This is a genomic window from Serratia sp. H1w, from assembly GCF_000633355.1.
Classification (GTDB): Bacteria; Pseudomonadota; Gammaproteobacteria; order Enterobacterales; family Enterobacteriaceae; genus Chania.
This window is the reverse complement of the sequence record NZ_AYMQ01000005.1, coordinates 158,561-181,775: the sequence shown is the minus strand read 5'-3', so window position 1 is coordinate 181,775 and position 23,215 is coordinate 158,561. Positions and strand designations below refer to the sequence as shown.

Here is a 23,215-nt window from a genome sequence, read left to right as displayed (position 1 = left end):
CTTGAATAACTATGAACCAAGGAAGTCTACATGCAACAAGGCTCTAAACTGCGGCCACCACCCATTGATGTGATCACCATTCAGTCGCAGGTGGTCTACGGTAGCGTGGGGAATGGCATTGCCTACCGCACGTTGTTGAAGAAGAACCTGGAGGTGTTGCAGGTACCGAGCGTGTTGTTTGGTTGCCCGCCCTATTACGGCGCGCCGCACGGGGGAGCGATCTCCAGCGAATGGTTCAGCGGCTTTCTGGAAGATCTGATCGCCCGTGAAGTCGTCTGCCGCGCACGAGCCATCATTATCGGTTATCTGGGTGACGTGGCGCAGTGCCATATTCTGGCCGATTGGCTACCGCGAGTGATCGCGCTTAATCCAGGCATCAAGATCTATATCGATCCGGTGATGGGCGATTACGGCGAAGGGGTTTACGTCGATAAACGCCTGGTTGAACGCTATCGCTCGCCGTACCTCAATCTGGCCCATGGTCTGACGCCAAATGGTTTTGAACTTGAGCAACTGTGCGGTATGGCGTTGACTACGCGCGAGCAAACCGAACAGGCTGCACGGGCGTTACTCAAAGGCAATACTCAGTGGGTACTGGTCACCAGTGCACCTGGTGTGGCGAACAATGAGCAAGAAGTTGGCCTGCTGCTGGTGACTGCCGACGAAGCGCAAAGCTTCACCCATGCCAAAATCGATTCGCCGGTGAAAGGGACCGGTGACATGTTCACCGCGCTGTTAATTGCCCATTTGCTGCAAGGGGAACCTTTCAGCAAGGCGGTGCCGACGGCAATCCATGAGGTGTGTGCGGTATTGGAAGATGCTGCGCGGCACGGCTGGCAGGAAATCGGCCACCTGCGGGCGCTGAAATAACCCCTCACCCTAACCCTCTCCCACAGGGAGAGGGAACCGATCGAGTTAGATTGAAAGTATAGTGATTCTTCATGAGCACCGGCTGGCTCACTTGCGGGACTCAGCGCTTTTTCTTCTTGTTGAAATCCAGCTCAAATGCAAATACCACGCTTTGAATTTTGCGCTCGGTCAGCATCCCCATTTTGATAAACCGACAGGACAGGCGGGTGAAATGATGCGTTTCGTCTTCATCAATATCATGATCGTCATTCACGGCGATCAGTTCCATATTGACCTTGAACTTGCCGTAATCCCCCAAATCCAGCTGCGCCTTATTGAACACCAACCCCGGCTGCATATGGGCAGGCACTTCGCCATCGATACGCAGACCAACGCCACCAGGCGAAAGATCATGAATGCGTAGTTGATACGGGGTCCCGTCGCTGTTTTCCCCGTTGCAGAAGAACTCACGCCAATGCGGCGTAGTAATGCGTAACTGACGTCGGCGTTGGATATAAACCAGTTGCTTCGGCAGGCGCGCCTCGTAAACCGGCAGGTCATTATGCTCGGTCAGTTGCGCCTGTTCGACGGAGAACTCGATTTTCGCATCGTGATTTTCGATCACAATGTTGAATTTTCCTCCGGGGATCTGCTCCAGAGCATCGCAGTCAAAGACGATATTATCAGCGCCAACGCTCACCAATTGGCTGTTGAATTCATGCTGTTGATTAACGACACGCAGCGGCGTTCTTTGCTTATAAATGTCGCGCAATATGGCCAAAACCTCAAAACGCTCCTGCTTGATAAACCGTCCGTTATCAATATGTTCCACCCGTCACTCCCGGTATAATCCATCGACGCTTACGATTTCCTTACGCTAATCATCACCGTCATCAATACTAAAGTCAAATTTCCCAGCGTTGCCATAATAACGGCAATAGACGGGCAAAACGCGCAGCCCATGCTGCCTGACCCGCACTGTCCCCGATTAAATCCTGTCGGATCTCGATACCCACATAGGGTAATCCCTGGCGCTCCGCATGATTTGGCAGCGTGTAATCGGTTGCATCGGTCATTGCATAAGGCTCGTTGATACCTACCTGCAAGTCCCCTTCTTCGCGTAGCAATTCCGCCAGCAGCAAGGCAAATTGGGGGTGGCGGTTAAACAGTAATCCCACCTGCCAGGGTCGCGCATCGCCTTTAAATACTGGCGTAAAGCTGTGCATGGCAATCACCGCGCTGGCTTGGTTATTAGCACGACGACTGGCTAACGTGTGATTGATCGCCTGGTGGTAAGGTTGGAATATTTCCTGTTCACGAGCACCCGCTTCGGCTGCGCTGATCCCTTGGTTGCCGGGGATCGGCGTAACTTCGGATAACGAAGGGATAGAGCTGACAATCCCCGGCGTTCGGTTACAGTCGATCACCAAACGCGAGTAGTGTTGATGGATTAATGTCGCGTCCAACTGCTGAGCCAGACGGCGGGAAACCGCCAGCGTACCGATATCCCAGCCGATATGGCGGTCAATGTCTCCGCTGACCAGCCCAAGATCGCCCAGTCGTTTTGGGATGGCCTGCCCCGCGTGGTCGCACAGCAGTAAGAATGGCGATGTCGCCTGTGGCAACTCAACACTGACGGCCGCAGGCTCATCGGCAGACAACAAGGTTGGGGTATAGGGATGGTACATAGAGGACTCCGGCGCAGGAAAGCGCTAATTCTAGGCGATCCCCAAGCCGGCTACCAACTTACAGCAGGAAATTTAACGGGGTGTTTGATGTACCGCAATATAGCGCTGATAACGGGCAGACTTCAGCCGCGTCAGATCCACTAATACCAGGCCATCGATGCAGTGGTTAAACGCCGGATCGGTGCCGAAGTCGATAAACTGTACACCTCCAGGCTCACACAGTTCGGTGTATTGCTTATACAACGTGGGGATCGAACAGCCGATATTGCTCAACAGGCTTTTCAAACGCACCAGATCCTGCTGATAGTCATCACCGGCAAATTGTGCCAGCACCTGCGGTAACGAGGCAGGATAAGGCTGCCGCGATTGGGCTATGGCATGGTCTGGGGAGAAATAGAGACGATAGAAGGCAATCAACAAATCGCGGGCGGCAACCGGCATACCGCCTGAAATAGACACCGGACCGAACAGGTACCGATACTGTGGGTATTTGGCCAGATAGGCACCGATGCCCAGCCATAAGTAGTCCAGACCGCGCTTACCCCAGTAGGCCGGTTGGATAAAGCTGCGGCCCAGTTCAATCCCCTGCGCCAGGATCGGCATCATATCGCGATCGTAATGGAACAGGCTGTTGCTGTAGATCCCCTCCAGCCCTTTGTTGGTCAACTGCGGTGCCGTGGGAATAAAGCGATAAGCGCCAACAATTTCCAGCTCCTCCTCATCCCATAGCACCAGGTGATAATAGTCGTCATCATAACTGTCCAGGTCACGTCGCCGCCCAGAGCCTTCACCTACGGCGCGAAACGCAATTTCACGCAGGCGACCAAGTTCACGCAGGATCGGTGCCCTTGCCTCGCCCTGACGGCGATAGAGGAAAATGGTTTTACCATCCGGCGTGCTGCCCAACCGTTCGCAGGCGGCCAACGCTTTCTTCAATTCGAGGCGATCTTCCGGCAAGGCGATAGCCGATTCGCTGGTAAACAGCCCCGGCTTCCCCTGACCAAGCCGATACACATGGCGACGGAAACGTTCGGCAAGATCGCGAGCATGGGTATGGCCATCGTGCCATTGAGCAAAAGGAATGCGCCCACCGATACGGATCTTGATCCGTCCACCGCGCTGTTTAAACATCTCGCGCACCAACAACAAAGTGGATAAAGGACGGTAAATCAGCGAGGTGAAGTAGAACAGGTTGCTGTTACGAGCGCCGATATGAATAGGCACGATCGGCGCTCGTGCCTTGGCAGCCAGCCGGAGAAAGCCGGTGTGCCAGTGGCCGTCGCGGATCCCTTTGGGGCTCATACGTGACACTTCCCCTGCGGGGAACAGGATCAATACGCCCTGCTTATCCAACTGGGCCTGCATGGCCTCGATCTGCTGACGGTTGGTACGGTTGCCCAGGTTATCAACCGGCACAAACAGGCTGCGCAACGGTTCGATATGGCTCAGCAACTGGTTGGCCACGACTTTGACGTCTGGCCGAACTGCCGCCACCGCACGTAACAACACTAGCCCATCCAGAGAACCGATAGGATGATTGGCAACCAGCACCACCGGGCCTTGGCTGGGGATGTTTTCCAGATCGCCGTCGACCAGCTCACAGCTCAGGTTAAAGTAGTCCACCACCTGTTCGATCAGATCGAGTCCTTTCAGATGGGGATAATCGGCGGCGAACTGTTTGAATTCTTTTTCAAACACTAAACTTCTGAGCAGACTACGCTGCCAAGCTGGGGGGGTACGCTGGGGGAAGGCATCTTGCAGCAAGCTATCCAAAGTAAACATCGGGTCATCTCCTGGCCTCGTCGCTGCAAACTTAAGCCAGTGGTATGACCTGAACGTGTCAGTTTTATGACGAAAAGATGAAATCCCCCGCATCTGACCTTGACACAGGCGCAGCATGCAGCGCCCCTACGCACAACGACGCTGAACTAGCTCCCTTGCCCTTTGGGAGAGGGTTGGGGTGAGGGGCATCCTGTTACAGCGCCTCCTCTATCCGGGAGTTGACCTGCTCCCGTAGCCGCAACAATGCGGAGGCCTGATGAGGATAGCGTTTAAAGGTGATACGCATTCCCAGTTCCCGATCGATCAACTGCTCTACCGTGGCGCGATCGGTCAGGCTTTCCAGCAGTTGCAACGCCCGCAGATCCTGTAGCCCCTGATGGAACACCCGTAAACGCAGCGATTCTATCGGCATCCCTTCCGGCCCGGGATAAACCACAAAAGGATCGCCCGAGGGAAATGCGTTGCCGCTGTCGGTCACCGCATAGGGATTCAGTTTTTCCCGCGAATGGCTGCTGTTATAGAAGTTGTAGCCCCAGTGGAGGAAACCACTAATGTTGTACAGATACAGTTGGATCCCCAGAATGCGGTTACGGGCCGAAGGCTGGGCAAAGAATCGGTTGGCTACCTCGGTTTTTTGTACGCAGCAATAATAGGCCCATAGCTGGGGCGTTTGATGCTCCAGGAACGGTTCGATATGATCGGTGGCCACTACCGGGGTTTCCACCAAGCCGCGCTGATAGAAGTCAAAGTCAGACAGCGCATCGAAGGTGCGGAACCCGTCCAACAATGGGCGCAGTGAATCGCTGGCGCGCTGGTAGGCGGCGATATTCTCCAGTTTAGGTTCATCCGAGATATGGAACCATACGTGTTGTTGCAGACCTCGCGCCCGGAACCAACCAGTCAGCGCTGGCATCATTGCTTGTAGAAACTGCTGATATTCGCTGCCGTGCGCATCGGTATGCCAGCCAAACAGCGGCTGCGTTTCTCCCGCTATTTCCACCACGATCTTTGGCGCATGCGCCGCGCCCCATTGGGTGAACAGGTGAGCAATTTCGAAGTGTTCAATCCCCTCTTCCTGCGCCAGTTCCACCCATTGTGCCAGCCGTTCGAAATCAAACTGATAACCTGCGGAGGTGCGCTGCACTCCAACCAATTGTACGGTGGTTCGTTCGCCGCCGATGGCGGTATCCAGTGGTGGCGTGAAGATTGGCGTTAGCAGCATATTTACGCCATTTGCCGCCGCGTTACGTACAAAGTTGCGTACTGCCTGCCAGTATTGCGGGCTGAACACCGCAATCTGATAGTAGTCCGCCAAACAGTCAGTATGTAGCCATTCGGTGTGCAGCAGTCGCTGCTTTGGCAAGGCGGCGGGCACCACGTGCAACGTCATATTGGCAGCGACCAGCTCCTCACCCGTCTCATGATCGAACAACCGCAGCGTCAACGGATAGTCGCCTCCGGCAATACCCTGCGCTGGCGGCGTCAAGGTCAGCCACAGGCTGGCGTAATAACGGCAGGCGGCAAAAAAACGCCGATCCTGGATCGGCATCAGCGGGTCGGGAAATAGCCCTGGCTCGGTAGTGAGATAATTCTCATCCGTCTCGGCATAGCAGGGAAAGTGGCTGGGTACCGACTGCACATGGCGCACGCTGATATCTTCGGCCAATGGCCCTTCAAGTTGATAGCGTAATTCCCGGCGGGTTTCATTATCCTCACGGTAAAGGCAATACACCCCTTGCCATGAGAAGGTTTCATTATTCAGGCAGCTGAATTGGTTTTGCTGTTCGACCTGGGGCGAAGACTGACGATGAAATACCTTTTCCAGACAATGGGTAAATAGTAGCGTGAGACGCATAATAGCTGGCCTATTTTATTTTGCGGTGGGGTTTAATTAATTTCAGGCTAGCGCGTTTTATCACCACAGGCAATATAGGCCAACAAAAAAAGCTGCTGCACGGTCCCTCATCGAGCTAAAAAATTATTTTTTTGTTTATTTGCATCACAAAAATGAAAGATGCTGCAGGCTGCACAATAAAAACGTTTTTAATCCCCATCATGGTGCAAGGGTTATCAGTTAATCCTATGACCTCGGTAAGCCATAACTGCCGCACGACAACGGATTCACACCCTTCCGCATTAACATTTTATCAACAAAAAAAGGCTTTCGATTGGTGGCTTTGAGCTTTCATTGTTAACAACAGTGAAAGATAAGCGCCCCATTTTTGGGCAGAATGGCTAGATTGACACATTGAAAGTTAAGGGATAGAAAGAAATCACGTTCACCAAAAAATTCATTCGCCGACACCGAGGGTAAAGCAATGTCACCTAGAAAAAACGCCGGACGTTTTCTGTTGCATTCCGCTGTTGCAGCCGCTTTATTATTGCCAACCATGTTATATGCCGCCGATCAGATCACGCTACGCTATGCCGTTTGGGATCGAAACCAATTACCTGCCGAACAGGAAATTGCCAAGCGATTTGAACAGGCCAATCCGAATGTCAAAGTGGAAATAGAATTAACTCCCGCTGCGCAATACTTTGTCAAATTAGACTCCGCTGCCGCTGGTGGTGTCGCACCAGATATATTCTGGATTAATATGCCCTATTTTGTGCAATATGCTAAAAACGGCATTATGCAACCGCTGGGGAACTATTTAAAAGACGGCGCGGTTAATTTGGATAATATCGTCGCCAGCTCCGTCAAGGCTTATCAGTACGACGGTCAGCAGATGGCCATCCCGCGCGATGTCGATTCCATCGCCGTGTGGTACAATAAAAAACTGTTCGATCAGGCCGGCGTCAGCTATCCCACCAGCGACTGGAGTTGGGATGATATGAAGAAAAAGGCCGCCGAGCTACAAACCGGCCTGAAAGGCAGCGCCTTCCCGCTGGTGATGGATCTCAGTATCGACGGTCAGGACAGCTATATGAACCTGCTGTTCCAGAAAGGTAACCATATCGTGCCGAAAGATGGCCAACCGACCGATATCGCCAACGACAACGCCATCTGGGTCTATCAGCAGCTGCAAGGCATGATGAAAGACGGCCTGATGCCGACCGCCCAGCAAATGAGCGAAGTGAAAACCGAGAATATCTTCCAATCCAACCGCGCCGCCATGGTGTATGCCGGTTCCTGGTTGGCCGCACCGTTCGCCAACAATCCCCTGATTAACGACCACATCGGCGTGGTGATGATGCCGAAAATCGAGCGTCAGTCTGGCGTGGCCCACAGCCTGGCATATGCCATGTCGGCCAAGAGCGCCCACAAACAGGAAGCCTGGAAATACATCGAATTCATGAGCAGCGAAGCCTCGCAGGCCACCCTGGCGAAGGTGGTGATCCCTGCCAACAAAGTCGCGGCCAAAGCCTGGGCAGCGGAAGTCAAAAAGGTTGATGTCTCACCGTACATCCAGACGCTGGAAGTGACCGAAGCCTATCCCACCGCAGGCACCAACACGCCGAAGTGGCAAAACATGTGGATCGGCAGCCTGAAGAAAATCTTTATGGGCGCGGATGCCCGTACGGAAATGGATAAGTCGGTCAAGAAGATCGAACGCATCATGGAGCAGTAATTTCCCCGTAGCGGTCTGCCTGCCCGAAGGTGGGCCGCAGCGGCAACACTGAGCAGTCAAAGGTGAGGAATGGCGACATGTCGCTGGCAGAAACGGCTACGGCCAACATACAACAGGCAAAGAGCAAACCTCGTGCCGCATTGAGCCGCCTGGAGCGCAGCGAGCGCTTCTGGGGCTGGATAATGATCCTGCCGCTGGTGATCGGTTTGGTGGTGTTTTACTTCATCCCGTTTTTACAGAACATTTTTTACAGCTTTACCGACCTCAACCAGTTTATGAGCTGGACGACCATCAGCTTTGACAACTACATCAACCTGTTTGAGGACGATGACTTCTATACCGCTGCCTTCAACACCCTGTTTTATGTGGTGGTGTGCGTGCCGATAATCCTGCTGCTGTCGTTGCTGCTGGCGATTGGGTTGAACCAGAACATCCGCGGAAAAGCGCTGCTACGCACCCTGCTGTTCTTACCGGCGGTGACCATGCCTGCCGCAGTGGCGATGGTGTGGCAATGGCTGTTCAACAAGGATTTTGGGCTGATTAACCAAGGGCTAAGCCTGCTGCACATCGCGCCGGTGGCCTGGCTTTCCGATCCGGACGTGGTGCGCATCAGCGTGTCCATCATCATTATCTGGTCGTCGTTGGCGCTGAAAATCATCATCCTGCTGGCCGGTTTGCAAAGCATCCCCCGTCAGCTGTATGAGGCCGCCGATATCGACGGTATCAGCACGCTGCGCCGTTTCTTCTTTATCACGCTGCCGATGATGGTGCCGACGCTGTTCTTTGTGTCGGTGATGAGCTTCATCGAAATCCTGCAAATCTTCGACGTGGTGTTCCTGATGTTCGACCGTGCCCTGGTAGAGGGTGACGTCATGACCATCACCAACCTGTTCTACAAATACGCCTTCTATCTGCAAGAGAAAGGCTACGCCTCTGCCATCACGGTGGTGTTATTCGCCGTAACCCTGTTGATCACGCTGGTACAGATGGCGATCGGCAAACGCCTGAGAGTGAGCTGAGGAGCCGCTGATGACAATAAGCAAACGAGCCCTGGTCTATCTGTTTATGACACTGGCGGCGCTGGCCTCGGTGGTGCCCTTTATCTGGATGCTGGTGACCTCGCTGAAAACCCAGGCCGAAAGCATCCAGATCCCGCTGACCCTGCTACCGGAAAACCCCAGCTTGCAGGCCTACGGCAAGATCATGCGTGAAATCCCTTTTGCCGATTTCTACATCAACTCGCTGCTGGCGACCTTTTCCACCGTGACGTTGCAGATGGTGATCGCCACCATGGCCGCCTACGGCTTCTCGCGCCTGCACTTTCGGGGCCGTGACGCGGTGTTCCTGGTGTGTATCTCGATCCTGATGGTGCCCGGCCAGGCGTTTTTGATCCCGCAGTTCCTGGTGATTCAGAAAATGGGGCTGGTCAACAGCATTACCGGTCTGGTGTTGCCGGGGATCTTCAGTATTTACGCCACCTTCCTGCTGCGGCAGTTCTTTCTGGCGGTACCGAAAGAGATGGAAGAGGCGGCGCTGATCGACGGTTACAGCTACTTCGCCATCTTCTGGCGCATCATGCTGCCACTGATCCGCCCCGGCATCATCGCCTGCATCATCATCAACGGCTTATGGAGTTGGAATAACCTGATGTGGCCGTTGATCGTCAATACCACCACCGAGAAATTGACGCTGCCGGTGGGGCTGGCATCGCTGTCCAGCCGTGCCGGGGTGGAATACCCGCTGCTGATGGCTGGTGCCCTGATGGCGGTGATCCCGATGCTGATGCTGTTCATTCTTTTCCAACGTTATTTCATCCAGGGTATCGCCAGTGCTGGCGTTAAAGGCTAACCGAGAACAATAAGGTAAACAGACATGGCCGGTATTCAATTAAACAGTGTGAAAAAGGTCTATCCCAACGGTTTCCGGGCGTTACATGGCGTGGATCTGGATATCAAAGACGGTGAGTTCATGGTGTTTGTCGGCCCTTCCGGCTGCGCCAAATCCACGCTGTTGCGCATGATCGCCGGGCTGGAAAGCGTCAGCGAAGGACAGATCATGATCCACGATCGCTGCGTTAACGACACCATGCCCAAAGATCGTGGTATCGCGATGGTGTTTCAGAACTATGCGCTCTATCCGCATATGACCGTCTACAAGAACATGGCCTTTGGGCTGATTGGCAAAGAGAGCAAGGCAGAGATTGACCGGCGGGTGCAGGATGCGGCCGAGAAGCTGGAAATCACCAACCTGTTGCACCGCAAGCCCGGCCAACTCTCCGGTGGCCAGTGCCAGCGCGTGGCGGTTGGACGTGCCATCGTGCGTAAACCCAAGGTGTTTCTGTTCGACGAACCGCTCTCCAACCTGGACGCCAAGCTGCGTGTTTCCATGCGTGTGCAGCTCATCGAACTGCACAACCGGCTGAAACAGGAAGGCGCTGCCGCCACCATGGTGTATGTGACGCACGATCAGGTCGAAGCGATGACTATGGGTGACCGTATCTGCGTAATGAATCGGGGCACCATCATGCAGGTGGATAAGCCAATCAACCTGTATCACCACCCTGCCAACCGCTTTGTCGCCGAGTTTATCGGCAGCCCGTCGATGAATCTGCACGATCTGGATCTGTTGCGCAGCGCTCAGGGTACGCAACTGCGTATTGACGATGATTATCGGCTAACCCTGCCGCCTGCGCTGGAAAAGCAGTTGGAAGACTATCCGCATCAACGCGTTTGCCTGGGGATCCGCCCCGAAGCCCTACGCCTGTGTGCTGCCGGCACAAGTAACTGCTTCCCAGCACGGATTGTCACCATTGAGCGCATGGGGAACGAAGAGTTACTGCATTGCGAACTGGCCGGATTGCGCTTCGTCCTGCGCATAGTTTCCCAACCCGACTGGGAACCAAGCCTCGGCGAGCAGATCCACCTGACGTTTGATTTGACCCGCGCCCACCTGTTCGATCAGGCCAGCGGCGACAACCTGAATAATAACGCTACCCATTCATTGGGATAATACGGAGCAATTTGCAATGTCTAATGACTATAACGATCGTCCGGTACGCGTCTTGGTGATTGGCGCCGGTGCGCGCGGGGAGATTTATTCACGCTACGCGCTGGCTCACCCGGATCTGATGCAGGTGGTGGCGGTGGCTGAACCGCGCGCTACCTATCGCCAGCAGTTTGTGGATCAGCACAACATAACCCCCGAAAACGTCTTTACCGACTGGCAGCAGGCCGTAGCAGCGGGCAAATTGGCCGATGCAGTCATGATCTGTACCCAGGATACCTTGCATCTGGCACCGGCCCTGGCCTTCGCCAAACAGGGTTACCACATGCTGTTGGAGAAACCGCTGTCACCGGATGAGAGTGAGTGCCGCGCCATCGTGGAAGAAGTCGAGCGTCAGGGGATCATCTTCTCCGTGGGCCACGTGCTGCGCTATACCCGCTATACCCAGAAACTCAAGCAGTTGCTGCGCGATAAGGTGATCGGCGACATCGTCAGCCTGCAACATCTGGAGCCGGTGGGCTATTGGCATCAGGCCCACTCCTTCGTGCGCGGCAACTGGCGCAACGACCAACAGGCAGCCTTTATGCTGTTACAGAAATCCTGTCACGATATCGACTGGATCCGCTACGTGATGGATACCCCTTGCGAACAGGTCAGCTCATTTGGTGGCTTACGCCACTTCCGCCAGGAAAACCAGCCTCAGGGCGCAGCGGATAACTGCCTGGATTGCGGCGTGGAGGCCGAATGTCCCTATTCCGCCAAACGCATTTACCTTGGCGACAATCACAAGGCAACACCGGGCTTCCTGCGTGTACTGACGCCAGAAGTCGATCAGGAACATCTGGTCGCCGCACTGCGTAATGGCCCTTATGGCCGCTGTGTCTACCGCTGTGATAACAACGTGGTGGACCATCAGGTAGTGAATATGCAGTTCAGCGGTGGCCGCACCGCCGCCTTTACCATGACCGCCTTCACGAAGATGGAAGATCGCAAGACGCGCATTTTTGGCAGCCAGGGGTGCCTGGAAGGCGATGGCCGCTATATCCGCATTACCTCCTTCCTCGACGACCGGGAAACGCAGTATGACGTGGATGAGGCCGAGGATTTGCACACCATGTCCGGCCACGGCGGTGGCGACTATTATCTGATGCAGCACTTTATCGCCGCCGTGCGCGCCAACGATCCGGCGCAGGTGCTGTCTGGCCCGCAGGAGACCCTGCAAAGCCACCTGATGGTATTTGCCGCCGAACGCGCCCGGCGGGAAAACGCGATCATCACTTTGGGTAAGGAGTAAAGCCGTGGCGACACAAGCTATGCGTTACGGTTTCGACATTGGCGGCACCAAAATTGAAATGGCCGCCTACGATGCCCAGTTGAATCAGGTGTTTTGTCAGCGCATCAGTACGCCTACCGGCGACTACCGCGAGTTTCTCTCCTGCATTGCACAACTGGTCAATCAGGCCGATCGCAACCTGCACACCCAAGGCAGTATCGGCATTGGTTTGCCTGGGATCACCGATCCACGCAGCCGCAGACAGTTGGCGGTAAACGTCCCCTGCCTGACCGGCCACTGCCTGGCGGACGACCTGACCCAGGAACTGTCACGGCCGGTGGAGATTGAAAACGATTGCCGCTGCTTTGCCCTTTCGGAGGCCAGCACGCCTCAGACCGAGCAACTGGAAGTGGTGTTCGGTGCCATTATCGGCACCGGAGCTGGTGGTGGGCTGGTGATGAACAAACGGCTACACAAGGGCCGCAATGGGCTGGCTGGCGAATGGGGTCATACGCCTATCTCCGCCCAGTTGGCACAGCGTTACGATCTGCCGCTGTTTGTCTGCAACTGTGGTTTGACTGGCTGCTTTGAGCGTTACGTGTCCGGCAGCGGTCTGTTAGCTCTTAGCCAACACTTTGGCCATGGCGCGGCCAACGTCCCGGCACTGATCGCCAGTTACCGCCAAGGCGATCCGTTAGCGCAACACCTGATGCTGATCTACCTCGATATCCTGTCCAGCGCGTTGGCCAGCCTGCAACTCCTGCTGGATGTGGATGCCTTCGTGCTGGGCGGCGGTCTTTCCAACGTGAGCGAACTCTATGCACAACTGCCCAGCGCCATGAGCCGCTGGTTATTGCCGGGGACTGAACCGGCGATGGTTTATCCCCCGGTGTATGGCGACAGCAGCGGAGTACGCGGTGCGGCACTGCTGCGCCAAAGCTGGCAATAAAATAATTAAGGAAAGCTCACCTGCATTAATGATCGTGGGTGGCTTTCATCCACGGCGGAATTAACCGGTACGCCAAACGGGAATTTCGCCGGTTAAATAAGGCATTACCGGTTTTCGGTTTATTTCCATGCGGCTTTCAGTTGATGACCAACTGAAAGATGTAAGTTAAATAAACAACTGAAATATAAGACTATATTTAAATTTTTCGATTGCGTTGCGCGGTTTCGTTTGCTGTAATTTGCAACGAAAGACTGAAAATACACCAGTAAGACTTGCTGAGGCCACCAGGCCCCGGCCGGGGTTTGCTACGGGTAAATCAGGAGTCACCTATTAATGATCAATACCGTAAAACGGCGGGAATTAATTATCGACCAGCTATGTCGCGAAGGCACGGTGCGCGTGGAACAGTTGAGCAGCCAGTTTGCCGTCTCTACCGTCACCATTCGCAGCGATCTGCGCCACCTGGAGAAAAGTGGCTGTGCGGTGCGTGCCTACGGCGGTGCGATGCTCAACAAGCAGTTCGCCTTCGATCGCCCGCTACAAGACAAGGGGCGCATCAACCGCGATGTGAAATTCGCCATCGCCTGTGCCGCCGCCGAGTTAGTGAACGACGGTGATGCGATCATTCTCGATTCCGGTTCCACCACTAGCCAGATGGCCACGCAGTTGGCAGGCAAGAAAGACCTGGTGGTGATGACCAACGCCTTGAATATTGCCTTCGAATTGGCCAGCAACGAGCAGGTGGATCTGATGGTGGTCGGCGGTAGCGTACGCCGCAAATCCTGGTCGCTGTATGGCCCCGCTGCCGAGCAGCATATTCGCCAATATCGCTTTGATAAATTTTTCCTCGGCGTTGACGGTTTTGATTTGGTGGGAGGGATCACGACGCCAGACCCCGGTGAGGCACAGCTCAACCGCGCCATGTGCGAAGTGGCTCGCGAAGTGATTGCGGTGGTTGACGCCAGCAAGTTTGGCCGCAGCAGTTTCTGCATGATCCGCGAGATAGGCCAGATCCAGCGGCTGGTTACTGACAGCCGCATACCGACCAATTACCTGCATGCGCTGCAAAATCTGGGGGTCGAGGTGATTATTGCCGACCAGTGAGATCCCCCCCTCACCCCATCCCTCTCCCACAGGGAGAGGGAGCCAGTTCAGCGTCGTTGGCAGCTAATGTGGCGCTACGTAGGGGCGCTGCATGCTGCGCCCGTGCCAAGGTCAGATTCAGGAGTGAAAGGGTACCAAATGCTGTCCCCTGTGGGAGAGGGTTAGGGTGAGGGGCAACCGTATTCATCGTTCTATTTTTTAAGGAGTTACCATCATGACAGGTTATTTTTCTTACGATGCGGACTGGCTGGAGCAACATCATGCGCTGCATACCGCCCGTGAGATTTGGCAGCAGCCGGACCTTTGGGCTGCACTGCATAAGCAGTTGGTCGCCCAGCAGGAGCAATGCTCCGCTTTCCTGACGCCCCTGCTGCAAAACCCGCGCTTACAGATCGTGTTATGCGGTGCTGGCAGTTCAGCCTTTGCCGGCCGGGCCTTGGCCCCTTGGCTGCGGGAAAAAACCGGCCGTGACGTTGCGGCCTATGGCACGACGGATATCGTCGCCAACCCGCTGCAGTTTCTCGACCCATCGCGCCCAACGTTGATGGTATCTTTCGCCCGTTCCGGCAACAGCCCGGAAAGCGTCGCTTCGGTGGCGCTGGCCGATCAGTTGCTGCCCCACTGTTATCACCTGATGCTGGTGTGTAACCCGGATAGCCAGTTGGCCAACTATGCACATGGCCGTGAAAACGTCTTTGCCCTGGTGATGCCACAAGGTTCAAACGACCAGAGCTTTGCCATGACCTCCAGCTTCAGCTGCATGATGCTGAGCACCGCGTTGCTATTGGGCCCCTATTCGCTAGACGATGCCCGCCAACCGCTGGCGCAAATGATCGAATGCTGTAAAGCACTGCGTGAAACACAGCAATCTCAGGTGAAAACCCTGGCCAACAGCGGCTTTAACCGTTACATCGTGCTCGGCAGCAGTTGCTTCACCGGCCTGGCAGAGGAAGCTTCGCTGAAAATGCTGGAGCTGACCGCCGGGCAGATCGTCACCCGCTACGATTCGCCACTGGGCCTGCGCCACGGTCCTAAATTCATGGTCGATCCGCAGACGTTGGTGCTGTTAATGCCATCGAGTAACCGCTACACCCACCGTTATGAGCAGGATTTGTGGGATGAATTGCAGCGTGACGGATTAGCCAGACAGATCGTCGCGCCTGGCAACTCGGCAACCGATCGGCCAGAACCCACCGATGATATCTGGCTGTTGTTCCCCTATTTGCTGTTTGCACAGATGCTGGCGTTTGAGACTTCGCTGGCGCGCGGCCTGACACCGGATAACCCTTGCCCGACCGGTGAAGTCAACCGCGTGGTGAAAGGCGTAACCATTTACCCATACTCTTCTGCCGAGCTGTAAGGAGGCGCCATGTACCTGATATCCAACCGCGAAATGCTGCTGAAAGCGCAAAAACAGGGCTATGCCGTGCCCGCGTTCAACGTACACAATCTTGAAACGGTGCAGGTAATAGCGGAAACCGCCGCCGAGCTGCAATCTCCGGTGATTATGGCCGGAACGCCGGGTACCTTCAGCTATGCAGGAACCGATTATCTGGTGGGGATCTGCCGCTCGGCGGCCAAACGCCATGACCTGCCGCTGGCGTTGCATCTGGATCATCACGAAGAACTCGAGGACATCGCCACCAAGGTCAGAGCCGGGATCCGTTCGGTGATGATCGATGGCTCACACCTGCCTTTTGAGCAGAATATCGCGCTGGTTGCGCAGGCTGTCGCACTGTGCCATCGCTATGGTGCCAGCGTAGAAGCGGAACTTGGCCGCCTGGGCGGTCAGGAAGACGATCTGATTGTCGATGCCGCAGACGGCTTTTATACCGACCCCAACGCCGCCCGTGAGTTTGTTGCGGCCACAGGGATCGACTCCCTGGCCGTCGCCATCGGTTCAGCACATGGGCTATACCACGGGGAACCCAAGCTGGATTTTGACCGTCTGGCGCTGATCCGTGAACAGTTGGAGATCCCGCTGGTACTGCATGGTGCCTCCGGTATTCCGGAAGCGATGGTCAAGCGGGCCATCTCGCTCGGGGTATGTAAGGTGAACGTGGCAACCGAACTCAAAATCGCGTTTGCCGATGCGGTCAAGAGCTACTTCTCCCAGCATCCAGAGGCCAACGATCCGCGTAAGTACATCGTCCCTGGCAAGTTGGCGATGAAAGAGGTGGTGGCAGAGAAAATCCGTATCTGTGGCAGCGCCGGCATGCTGTAACTCTGAAGAGTAAGGTGACGGCCGCAGAGCCAAGATTAAAATGCGGCCTTTACATTATTTGCGATATTTAAAGTAACCAACGTTATTATAAGTAGCATAAAAAATGTTATAATTATCACATTAATCACTTTTATTCCTCGTTTACCCCGTAAATCCCCTGCACCATGATCTAAATCATAGTTTTACCGGCGAGCCATCTCTACTATTAAATTCAATTAACGAATGGTTGCCGTTAATATTGTTTATTCAACTTATTATAGTAACGTTGGAAATTAAACCGCCCAGTAATACCCGTTCATTTGATCGGTAAATAGCAACTTTTTGTTAATGGGTGGTTTTACTTTATGCTAATAGGAATAGCTTATGAAATATATTATTGCCGCTTTGGCCATGTTAACCGTCGCACCTTTTTTACTCCATGCAAAACATGACGTTATTAATAACTCAATGACAGGAAGCATCCAGTTTTCTGGCAAAATCAGTGCTCCAACATGTGTGATTGCACGCAGTGGTGGTCAATATATATCCAGTTGCTATCGGGAAACTGCCGCTAAAACTAATGAGTTCATCCAAATGCCCTTGGATAATATGGGCTCGGAATTAATGTCGCCACCCGTGAGTGAAATGGTCGCGAATCAACCTTCACTGCAACGAATTACGCTATCTTACAACTAATCTTAAGTACCAAAAGGTATTATCATACAATTATTCCATTAAAATATTTTTTGTTATTTTAAAAACATTTTTAGAGATATGCCTCTCGGGGGTTACCTATAATGGGTAACCCTCTTTTTTGCTATTAACCCGTCCCATCAACATGTCCGAAATCCGCCATCACATCCGGCTTTTTCATGTAATAATCGCAGCATCAAACGCAAGGAGTGAACAACATGCAGACATTTTTTATTGATCGTATGCCGACGCCGGTCGGTGAGCTGGTGTTGATCGGGGATGAGCAAGGACGGATGCGCGCGCTGGATTGGACCGACCATGAGGCTCGCCTGATGAAGCTGCTCAACAGCCATTATCGGGCATCCCCTTTCGTCATACAGGAGCAAGCCAACCCAGGCGGCCTGACGGAAGTGATGCAGCGCTATTTTGCCGGGGAATTGGCAGCCATTGACAGCGTGCAGGTGATGACTGCGGGAACAGATTTCCAGCGCACCGTCTGGCAGCAGCTACGGCAAATCCCCTGTGGGGAAATCATCACCTACGGAGAATTGGCTAAGCGTATCGGCCGGCCTTCCGCTTCGCGTGCCGTTGGTATGGCAAACGGCACCAACCCGATCAGTATCGTGGTGCCCTGCCATCGGGTGATTGGCGCACAAGGCGCCTTGACGGGCTATGCCGGAGGGGTGCAGCGCAAGCAGTGGTTACTGAAACACGAAGGTTTCCTGCCCAAGGAGCTGATTTAATCGGCCAGCAGCGCCAATGCGCTTTCCTCGTCCGTCACCAGGCCGTTGATCCAGCGGCCTAGCAACGCAGCGCGAATGGCCTGATGTTTGTCCGCGCTACCGGCCAAGGCAATCACCGGCTTTTCCGGCTGTGGGTGCAGATTGACGCTGGTCAGCCGCCGATCGAGCTCGCTGCCCACCCGCTGGCCCTGCGGATTGATAAAATGCCCCAGCATTTCAGCCACCGCATTAGCCGCTACCAGGCGGTCGACATCTTCTGCGGTGATAAATCCGTCCTTATGCAGTGGGCAGTGATATTCGATAGTGCCTATGCCGATAAACGTCACATCGGCCTGGCTGGCCTTCTCGTTCACCGTACGGTAAATGCGGTGGTTGCACCACAGGGCGCGATCCTGTTCGCTATCGGCAAACAGCGGTGCAGGCAGGATGAAGTAGCGGCCTTGGGTCTTTTCCGCCATCCACAACGGTACATCATAGCGGGTACAAGAACCGTCGGCCGCGATCGCGCCGATCAGCGAAACGCAGCTATGTTGTGGCCGCTCCAATTCCGGCAGCTCATCGATTGCCGCCTTCAGACTGCGGCCTGAGCCAACCCCAATGTTCAACGGCTGCTCGCTACGTATAAACTGCGCCATGACTTCAGCACCGGCCACCGCTACTGCACGGTTGATCCCGGCAATGTCCATTCCCTGGCTAGGTACGACCTGGCACAACGTCAAGCCGTAGCGTTCGCACAGACGGGCCGATAATTCCATGCAACGCCCTACCGGGTGGGAAATATTGACGCTGATCAGACCGCTGTCGATCGCCAATGCGACCAGCCGCTGTGCGACCTGGCGCGATACGCCCAACGCTTCGGCAATCTCGTTCTGGGTCTGCCCGGCCACGTAATACATCCAGGCCGCGCGCGCCGCCTGATCCAGCTTCTTGTCGTGTTTGACCATGTCGTTTCATCCGTTCCCCGTGATAGCGCCATTTTACTGGCATTCACCCAGCTCAGTGAGGTCAGTTTACGCTTTTGTGAGCTAAAGCCCATTTAAAGGGCAAAAGTTTAATTAACCTAGCGCCAGCAAAGAGCAAATGCCCCATTAATGGGCCGATGCCCTAAATTAACCTTAGCGGAGAACGTTATGAGCAAACCAGTGAACTCTTCCCAGGCCATTTGGCTGCATATCGGTGCCGGATCTTTCCATCGTGCTCATCAGGCCTGGTATCTCCACCGGCTGATTGCTGCTGGCGATAGCCGCTGGTCAATTGCCCTCGCCAATATCCGTGATGACGCTACGCCGTTGCTGAATACGCTGGCCGAACAGAACGGCCAATACGTGCTGGAGACCGTTACCCCACAAGGCGTGCGTAAGTACGAAAACATTACCTCCATTAGCAAGGTCATACCTTGGGATAACGAACTGGCGGCATTGACTGCGCAGGGCGCCAAACCAGAGACCCGTGTCATTTCCTTCACCGTGACCGAGGGCGGTTATTATCTGGATAACCAGTTCAATCTGGATCGTACTAACGCCGATATTCAGGCCGATCTGCTGGGCGCCTGCCGCACCATTTACGGCACCATGGCGCAATTGCTGGCACGCAGAAAACAGCTTAATGGTGACACTGTCACGTTATTGAACTGCGACAACCTGCGCCATAACGGGGAACGCTTCCGCCACGGTCTGATGCAGTTCCTGCAACTGCGTAAAGAACAGGAGCTGATCGCCTGGATCGATAGCCACACCCGCTGCCCTAACACCATGGTTGACCGCATCACGCCACGGCCAGCGCCAGAAGTGGCCGAGCGGGTCGCCGAAGCCACCGGGTTCCAGGATCGTGCGCCCGTGATGGGGGAAGCGTTTATCCAATGGGTGATCGAGGATGACTTTATCAATGGGCGTCCAGCTCTGGAGAACGTCGGCGTCGAGATGGTCGATTCGGTGCTGCCCTATGAAGAAGCCAAAATCCGCATCCTCAACGCCAGCCATAGCTGCATTGCCTGGGCCGGTACGCTGATTGGCCAAAGCTATATTCATGAAAGCACCGGCACCCCGGCTATCCACCAATTAGCCTACGACTATGTCACCCAGGACGTAATCCCTTCCCTGACGCCTAGCCCACTCGACTTGGCCGCTTACCGCGACGTGGTTCTGGAGCGGTTCAGCAATCCTTATATCCGCGATACCAACCAGCGTGTCGCCGCAGATGGTTTTTCCAAAATCCCGGGCTTCATCACGCCAACGCTGCAAGAGTGCTATCAGCGCGGTGAAGTACCGCAAGCCACGGCCATGTTGCCCGCTCTGTTCTTCGTCTTTATGCAGCGCTGGCACCAAGGCCAACTGCCTTACGAATACCAAGACGGCATTCTGGACGCTGCGGCCGTTCACCAGATGTTCACAGCGGCCGATCCGGTGGCGGTGTTTGCCTCAGATGAAAAATTGTTCAGCACCTTGGCCCACAGCAGTGCCTTTAGCCAACTGCTGCGCCAATCCATCGAGCGTGTTAACCACTGGCTGGCGCAGTAACGGGAGCGGACCATGTATCTAGGACTCGATTTAGGCACCTCAGAAATCAAAGCCGTGGTGATTGATGATAACGGCACGCTGATCGCCAGCGCCGGTGAACCGCTGGAAGTACAACGCCCGCATCCACACTGGGCAGAGCAGGATCCAGCCGATTGGTGGCGGGCAACGCAGGCAGTGGTGAGCCGCTTGCGCGCCAAAATCCCGCAACAGTGGTCGCATATTCGTTCGCTGGGGCTTTCCGGCCAGATGCACGGCGCGGTGCTGCTCAACCGTGATAATCAGGTGTTGCGCCCGGCTATTTTGTGGAACGACACCCGCAGCGCCGAGCAGTGCAAACAGCTGACGCAGAACGCGCCAGAACTGCATGATATTGCCGGTAATCTGGCGATGCCGGGCTTCACTGCCCCCAAACTGCTGTGGGTGGCTAAACATGAACCGGAGATTTTCGCCAACATCGCCACCGTGTTACTGCCCAAGGACTTCCTGCGCTGGATGATGAGTGGCGACAAGGTGTCTGATATGTCTGATGCGGCGGGCACGCTGTGGCTCGACGTGGGCAAGCGGGACTGGTCAGATTCCCTGCTCGCGGCCTGTGGCCTCACCCGCGATCAGATGCCGCGTCTGGTTGAAGGCAGCGAAATCTCCGGGCAACTGAAAGGCGATCTCGCCCGTTCCTGGGGCCTGAATGACAACATCATTATCGCCGGAGGCGGCGGTGATAACGCGGCCAGTGCGGTCGGCATTGGTGCGGTTAATCCAGGCGATGCGTTTATCTCGCTGGGGACATCCGGCGTACTGTTCGCGGTCAACGATCGTTTCCGCCCCAATCCGCAATCTGCCGTCCATGCTTTTTGCCATGCCTTGCCCGAGCGCTGGCATCAGATGAGCGTCATGCTTACCGCCGCTAGTGCCCTACGTTGGTTCTGCCAGTTGGTGGGCAGCAATGAGCCGACGCTGTTGGCCGAAATCGCTCAGATGAACCTGGCGGAACAGCGGCTGGCTCCGATCTTTCTCCCTTACCTGTCCGGTGAGCGGACGCCGCACAACGATCCGCTGGCTACCGGTGCGTTCCACGGCCTGACTCACAGCCATCAGCGTGCAGCAATGGGCTATGCGGTGCTGGAAGGTGTGGCATTCGGTATGGCAGATGGTCTGGACGTGCTATCACAAGCGGGAACCCGTCTGGCGCAATGCTCGCTGATCGGCGGCGGTGCTCGCAGCGAACATTGGGCACAACTGATGGCCGACGTACTTGACCTGCCGGTGGTCACCCATCTGGGCGGTGAGGCTGGCGGAGCTTTGGGCGCAGCACGTTTGGGATGGCTGGCGGCGGGCGGAACGGTGGAACAGGTTTGCCACAAACCCGCCATCGATCGGCGTTACCTGCCGGACGGCGAACGCCTGCCTCAGCTTGCACAGCGCCTGGCCACCTATCGTCAGCTCTATCAACAACAATTGGCCCTGCGTCGGGCTTGATCCCGGCGCAGTAAAAAATAATAAGACTGTACCCTTACACCTATCCTGGAGTTTGCTATGCCACAAACACATAAACACTGGTTCGGCCTGCCGATGAACCTGTTCTGGGGCTACATCGCTATTGCCATCTTCATGAGCGGCGACGGCTTTGAGATGGCTTTTCTGTCTAAACACATCACCGATATGGGCTTCACGCCGGCACAGTCGGCGCTGGTGTTTACCGTATACGGACTGGCTGCGGCGCTCGCGGCCTGGAGTTCCGGCGTGGTGGCTGAAATCATCACGCCACAAAAAGCGATGCGCATCGGCTTTATCCTGTGGTTGGTCATGCACGTGCTGTTTATGCTGTTTGGCCTGGGGATGCGTAACTACCCGCTGATGTTGCTGTTCTATGGCATCCGTGGCCTAGCCTATCCGCTGTTTATCTATTCGTTTGTGATGTTGGTGGTGCAGAACGTGCCGAAACAGCAGCTTTCTTCAGCAATGGGCTGGTTTTGGGCGATGTACTCGATTGGCATCGGCTGCGTTGGCAGCTACCTGCCCAGCTTTACCATTCCGTTGATGGGCGAAACCGGTACCTTGTGGTTTGCCATTGCCTGGGTGGCGGCCGGTGGTTTGATGGCGATGTTCCTGCTGCGCAACGTGGGTCAGGCCAGCCCAAAAGCCGATCTGACGCCACAGGAGAAACTCAAGGAGCTTTCCCGCGCGGTGACGATCCTGTTCACCAACCGCAATATCTTCCTCTCATGCCTGATCCGTATCATCAACACGCTGTCGCTGTTTGGCTTTGCGGTGATCATGCCGATGCTGTACGTCGGCCGGTTGGGCTTTAGCATGTCCGAATGGTTGCAGATTTGGGCGGTGTTCTTCTTTGTCACCATCTTCACCAACATCATGTGGGGGATTCTGGGGGAGAAAATCGGCTGGCTGCGGCAGGTGCGCTGGTTTGGTTGCGTCGGATGTGCCATCTCCAGCCTGGCGTTTTACTACCTGCCAGTGCATTTTGGCCATAACTTCTGGATCGCGCTGGTGCCAGCGGTCATGCTTGGCATCACCGTGGCCGCCTTTGTGCCTATGACCGCGGTATTCCCGGTGCTGGAGCCTAACCATAAGGGCGCCGCCATCTCGATCTATAACCTTTCCGCTGGCCTGAGCAACTTTGCCGCCCCGGCCATCGCCTCGATAGTGCTGCCATTCTTTGATATCGTCGGCGTGGTATGGGTGTATACCGGTTTATACCTGGTGGCGGCGGTATTGACGCTGATCGTCAAAGTCGATCAGCCAGGACACAACAACGTTCCTCGTTACGCACCGGCCAACGATGCCTTGGCAAAACACACCGCATAACCTGAATGTAGGGCGCT

Annotated in this window: 20 protein-coding genes; 15 read left to right on the top strand and 5 right to left on the bottom strand. The window is 55.1% G+C overall.

What is annotated here, in order from left to right:
• Positions 1-30: 30 nt before the first annotated feature.
• Positions 31-870: a PfkB family carbohydrate kinase gene (locus U869_RS0101295; protein ID WP_025119091.1), complete on the top strand. Its 840-nt coding sequence runs from the start codon at positions 31-33 to the stop codon at positions 868-870.
• Between the two features lie 100 nt (positions 871-970).
• On the opposite strand, the gene U869_RS0101290 is transcribed toward U869_RS0101295, so the two are convergent.
• The 4 genes from U869_RS0101290 to U869_RS0101275 all read right to left on the bottom strand — a co-directional run bounded on the left by U869_RS0101290 (position 971) and on the right by U869_RS0101275 (position 6,174).
• Complete coding sequence (locus U869_RS0101290) at positions 971-1,681, bottom strand: flagellar brake protein (protein ID WP_025119092.1); 711 nt, start codon at positions 1,679-1,681, stop codon at positions 971-973.
• A gap of 73 nt (positions 1,682-1,754) precedes the next feature.
• Entirely contained in the window at positions 1,755-2,537 is a 783-nt protein-coding gene (locus U869_RS0101285; protein WP_025119093.1) for an N-formylglutamate amidohydrolase, read from the bottom strand.
• Positions 2,538-2,609: 72 nt separating this feature from the next.
• On the bottom strand, positions 2,610-4,319 hold the full coding sequence (locus tag U869_RS0101280; RefSeq protein WP_025119094.1) for a lysophospholipid acyltransferase family protein: 1,710 nt from the start codon (positions 4,317-4,319) through the stop codon (positions 2,610-2,612).
• A gap of 193 nt (positions 4,320-4,512) precedes the next feature.
• The gene (locus tag U869_RS0101275; RefSeq protein WP_025119095.1) at positions 4,513-6,174 is read right to left on the bottom strand and encodes a DUF4091 domain-containing protein; all 1,662 of its coding nucleotides are present in this window, start codon (positions 6,172-6,174) and stop codon (positions 4,513-4,515) included.
• A 463-nt stretch (positions 6,175-6,637) separates the two neighbouring features.
• Between U869_RS0101275 and U869_RS0101270 the strand changes: the two genes are divergently transcribed.
• The 11 genes from U869_RS0101270 (at position 6,638) to ogt (ending at position 17,859) form a co-directional block, all read left to right on the top strand.
• Positions 6,638-7,891: a sugar ABC transporter substrate-binding protein gene (locus U869_RS0101270; RefSeq protein WP_025119096.1), complete on the top strand. Its 1,254-nt coding sequence runs from the start codon at positions 6,638-6,640 to the stop codon at positions 7,889-7,891.
• Positions 7,892-7,968: 77 nt separating this feature from the next.
• Positions 7,969-8,910 (top strand): carbohydrate ABC transporter permease, encoded by a 942-nt coding sequence (locus tag U869_RS0101265; protein WP_025119097.1) that lies wholly within the window; start codon positions 7,969-7,971, stop codon positions 8,908-8,910.
• A gap of 10 nt (positions 8,911-8,920) precedes the next feature.
• Positions 8,921-9,739, top strand: a complete 819-nt coding sequence (locus U869_RS0101260) for a carbohydrate ABC transporter permease (RefSeq protein ID WP_025119098.1) — start codon at positions 8,921-8,923, stop codon at positions 9,737-9,739.
• A 24-nt stretch (positions 9,740-9,763) separates the two neighbouring features.
• Positions 9,764-10,900 (top strand): ABC transporter ATP-binding protein, encoded by a 1,137-nt coding sequence (locus U869_RS0101255; protein ID WP_025119099.1) that lies wholly within the window; start codon positions 9,764-9,766, stop codon positions 10,898-10,900.
• Between the two features lie 16 nt (positions 10,901-10,916).
• The gene (locus U869_RS0101250) at positions 10,917-12,188 is read left to right on the top strand and encodes a Gfo/Idh/MocA family protein (RefSeq protein ID WP_025119100.1); all 1,272 of its coding nucleotides are present in this window, start codon (positions 10,917-10,919) and stop codon (positions 12,186-12,188) included.
• Positions 12,189-12,207: 19 nt separating this feature from the next.
• Complete coding sequence (locus U869_RS0101245; protein ID WP_025119101.1) at positions 12,208-13,116, top strand: ROK family protein; 909 nt, start codon at positions 12,208-12,210, stop codon at positions 13,114-13,116.
• Between the two features lie 333 nt (positions 13,117-13,449).
• Complete coding sequence (gene agaR, locus U869_RS0101240; RefSeq protein WP_025119102.1) at positions 13,450-14,220, top strand: transcriptional repressor AgaR; 771 nt, start codon at positions 13,450-13,452, stop codon at positions 14,218-14,220.
• 214 nt (positions 14,221-14,434) lie between these two features.
• Positions 14,435-15,580 carry an SIS domain-containing protein gene (locus tag U869_RS0101235; protein WP_025119103.1) on the top strand — a complete coding sequence of 382 codons (1,146 nt, stop codon included), beginning with the start codon at positions 14,435-14,437 and terminating at the stop codon, positions 15,578-15,580.
• A gap of 9 nt (positions 15,581-15,589) precedes the next feature.
• Positions 15,590-16,444, top strand: a complete 855-nt coding sequence (locus U869_RS0101230) for a tagatose bisphosphate family class II aldolase (RefSeq protein WP_025119104.1) — start codon at positions 15,590-15,592, stop codon at positions 16,442-16,444.
• A 363-nt stretch (positions 16,445-16,807) separates the two neighbouring features.
• Positions 16,808-17,119, top strand: coding sequence for a hypothetical protein (locus U869_RS0101225; RefSeq protein WP_025119105.1), 312 nt, complete (start codon positions 16,808-16,810; stop codon positions 17,117-17,119).
• Positions 17,120-17,334: 215 nt separating this feature from the next.
• Entirely contained in the window at positions 17,335-17,859 is a 525-nt protein-coding gene (gene ogt / locus U869_RS0101220) for a methylated-DNA--[protein]-cysteine S-methyltransferase (RefSeq protein ID WP_025119106.1), read from the top strand.
• On the opposite strand, the gene U869_RS0101215 is transcribed toward ogt, so the two are convergent.
• A complete protein-coding gene (locus tag U869_RS0101215; protein ID WP_025119107.1) occupies positions 17,856-18,803 on the bottom strand; it encodes a sugar-binding transcriptional regulator in 948 nt (315 codons plus the stop codon). The two genes, ogt and U869_RS0101215, sit on opposite strands and share 4 nt — an antisense overlap.
• Before the next feature lie 186 nt (positions 18,804-18,989).
• On the opposite strand from U869_RS0101215, the gene dalD reads away from it, so the two are divergent.
• From dalD to U869_RS0101200, 3 genes are read left to right on the top strand one after another with little or no spacing between them, the layout of a single operon-like run.
• Positions 18,990-20,375 (top strand): D-arabinitol 4-dehydrogenase, encoded by a 1,386-nt coding sequence (dalD, locus tag U869_RS0101210; RefSeq protein ID WP_025119108.1) that lies wholly within the window; start codon positions 18,990-18,992, stop codon positions 20,373-20,375.
• A 12-nt stretch (positions 20,376-20,387) separates the two neighbouring features.
• Positions 20,388-21,851: a xylulokinase gene (gene xylB / locus U869_RS0101205; RefSeq protein WP_025119109.1), complete on the top strand. Its 1,464-nt coding sequence runs from the start codon at positions 20,388-20,390 to the stop codon at positions 21,849-21,851.
• 57 nt (positions 21,852-21,908) lie between these two features.
• Positions 21,909-23,198: an MFS transporter gene (locus U869_RS0101200; protein WP_025119110.1), complete on the top strand. Its 1,290-nt coding sequence runs from the start codon at positions 21,909-21,911 to the stop codon at positions 23,196-23,198.
• Positions 23,199-23,215 lie beyond the last annotated feature (17 nt).

Excerpts from the sequence above, each read along its gene's own strand:
- U869_RS0101295 (WP_025119091.1), top strand. The coding sequence starts at position 31 with ATGCAACAAGGCTCTAAACTGCGGCCACCACCCATTGATGTGATCACC.
- U869_RS0101285 (WP_025119093.1), bottom strand. The coding sequence starts at position 2,537 with ATGTACCATCCCTATACCCCAACCTTGTTGTCTGCCGATGAGCCTGCG.
- U869_RS0101280 (WP_025119094.1), bottom strand. The coding sequence starts at position 4,319 with ATGTTTACTTTGGATAGCTTGCTGCAAGATGCCTTCCCCCAGCGTACC.
- U869_RS0101275 (WP_025119095.1), bottom strand. The coding sequence starts at position 6,174 with ATGCGTCTCACGCTACTATTTACCCATTGTCTGGAAAAGGTATTTCAT.
- U869_RS0101270 (WP_025119096.1), top strand. The coding sequence starts at position 6,638 with ATGTCACCTAGAAAAAACGCCGGACGTTTTCTGTTGCATTCCGCTGTT.
- U869_RS0101265 (WP_025119097.1), top strand. The coding sequence starts at position 7,969 with ATGTCGCTGGCAGAAACGGCTACGGCCAACATACAACAGGCAAAGAGC.
- U869_RS0101260 (WP_025119098.1), top strand. The coding sequence starts at position 8,921 with ATGACAATAAGCAAACGAGCCCTGGTCTATCTGTTTATGACACTGGCG.
- U869_RS0101255 (WP_025119099.1), top strand. The coding sequence starts at position 9,764 with ATGGCCGGTATTCAATTAAACAGTGTGAAAAAGGTCTATCCCAACGGT.
- U869_RS0101250 (WP_025119100.1), top strand. The coding sequence starts at position 10,917 with ATGTCTAATGACTATAACGATCGTCCGGTACGCGTCTTGGTGATTGGC.
- U869_RS0101245 (WP_025119101.1), top strand. The coding sequence starts at position 12,208 with ATGCGTTACGGTTTCGACATTGGCGGCACCAAAATTGAAATGGCCGCC.
- agaR (WP_025119102.1), top strand. The coding sequence starts at position 13,450 with ATGATCAATACCGTAAAACGGCGGGAATTAATTATCGACCAGCTATGT.
- U869_RS0101235 (WP_025119103.1), top strand. The coding sequence starts at position 14,435 with ATGACAGGTTATTTTTCTTACGATGCGGACTGGCTGGAGCAACATCAT.
- U869_RS0101230 (WP_025119104.1), top strand. The coding sequence starts at position 15,590 with ATGTACCTGATATCCAACCGCGAAATGCTGCTGAAAGCGCAAAAACAG.
- U869_RS0101225 (WP_025119105.1), top strand. The coding sequence starts at position 16,808 with ATGAAATATATTATTGCCGCTTTGGCCATGTTAACCGTCGCACCTTTT.
- ogt (WP_025119106.1), top strand. The coding sequence starts at position 17,335 with ATGCAGACATTTTTTATTGATCGTATGCCGACGCCGGTCGGTGAGCTG.
- U869_RS0101215 (WP_025119107.1), bottom strand. The coding sequence starts at position 18,803 with ATGGTCAAACACGACAAGAAGCTGGATCAGGCGGCGCGCGCGGCCTGG.
- dalD (WP_025119108.1), top strand. The coding sequence starts at position 18,990 with ATGAGCAAACCAGTGAACTCTTCCCAGGCCATTTGGCTGCATATCGGT.
- xylB (WP_025119109.1), top strand. The coding sequence starts at position 20,388 with ATGTATCTAGGACTCGATTTAGGCACCTCAGAAATCAAAGCCGTGGTG.
- U869_RS0101200 (WP_025119110.1), top strand. The coding sequence starts at position 21,909 with ATGCCACAAACACATAAACACTGGTTCGGCCTGCCGATGAACCTGTTC.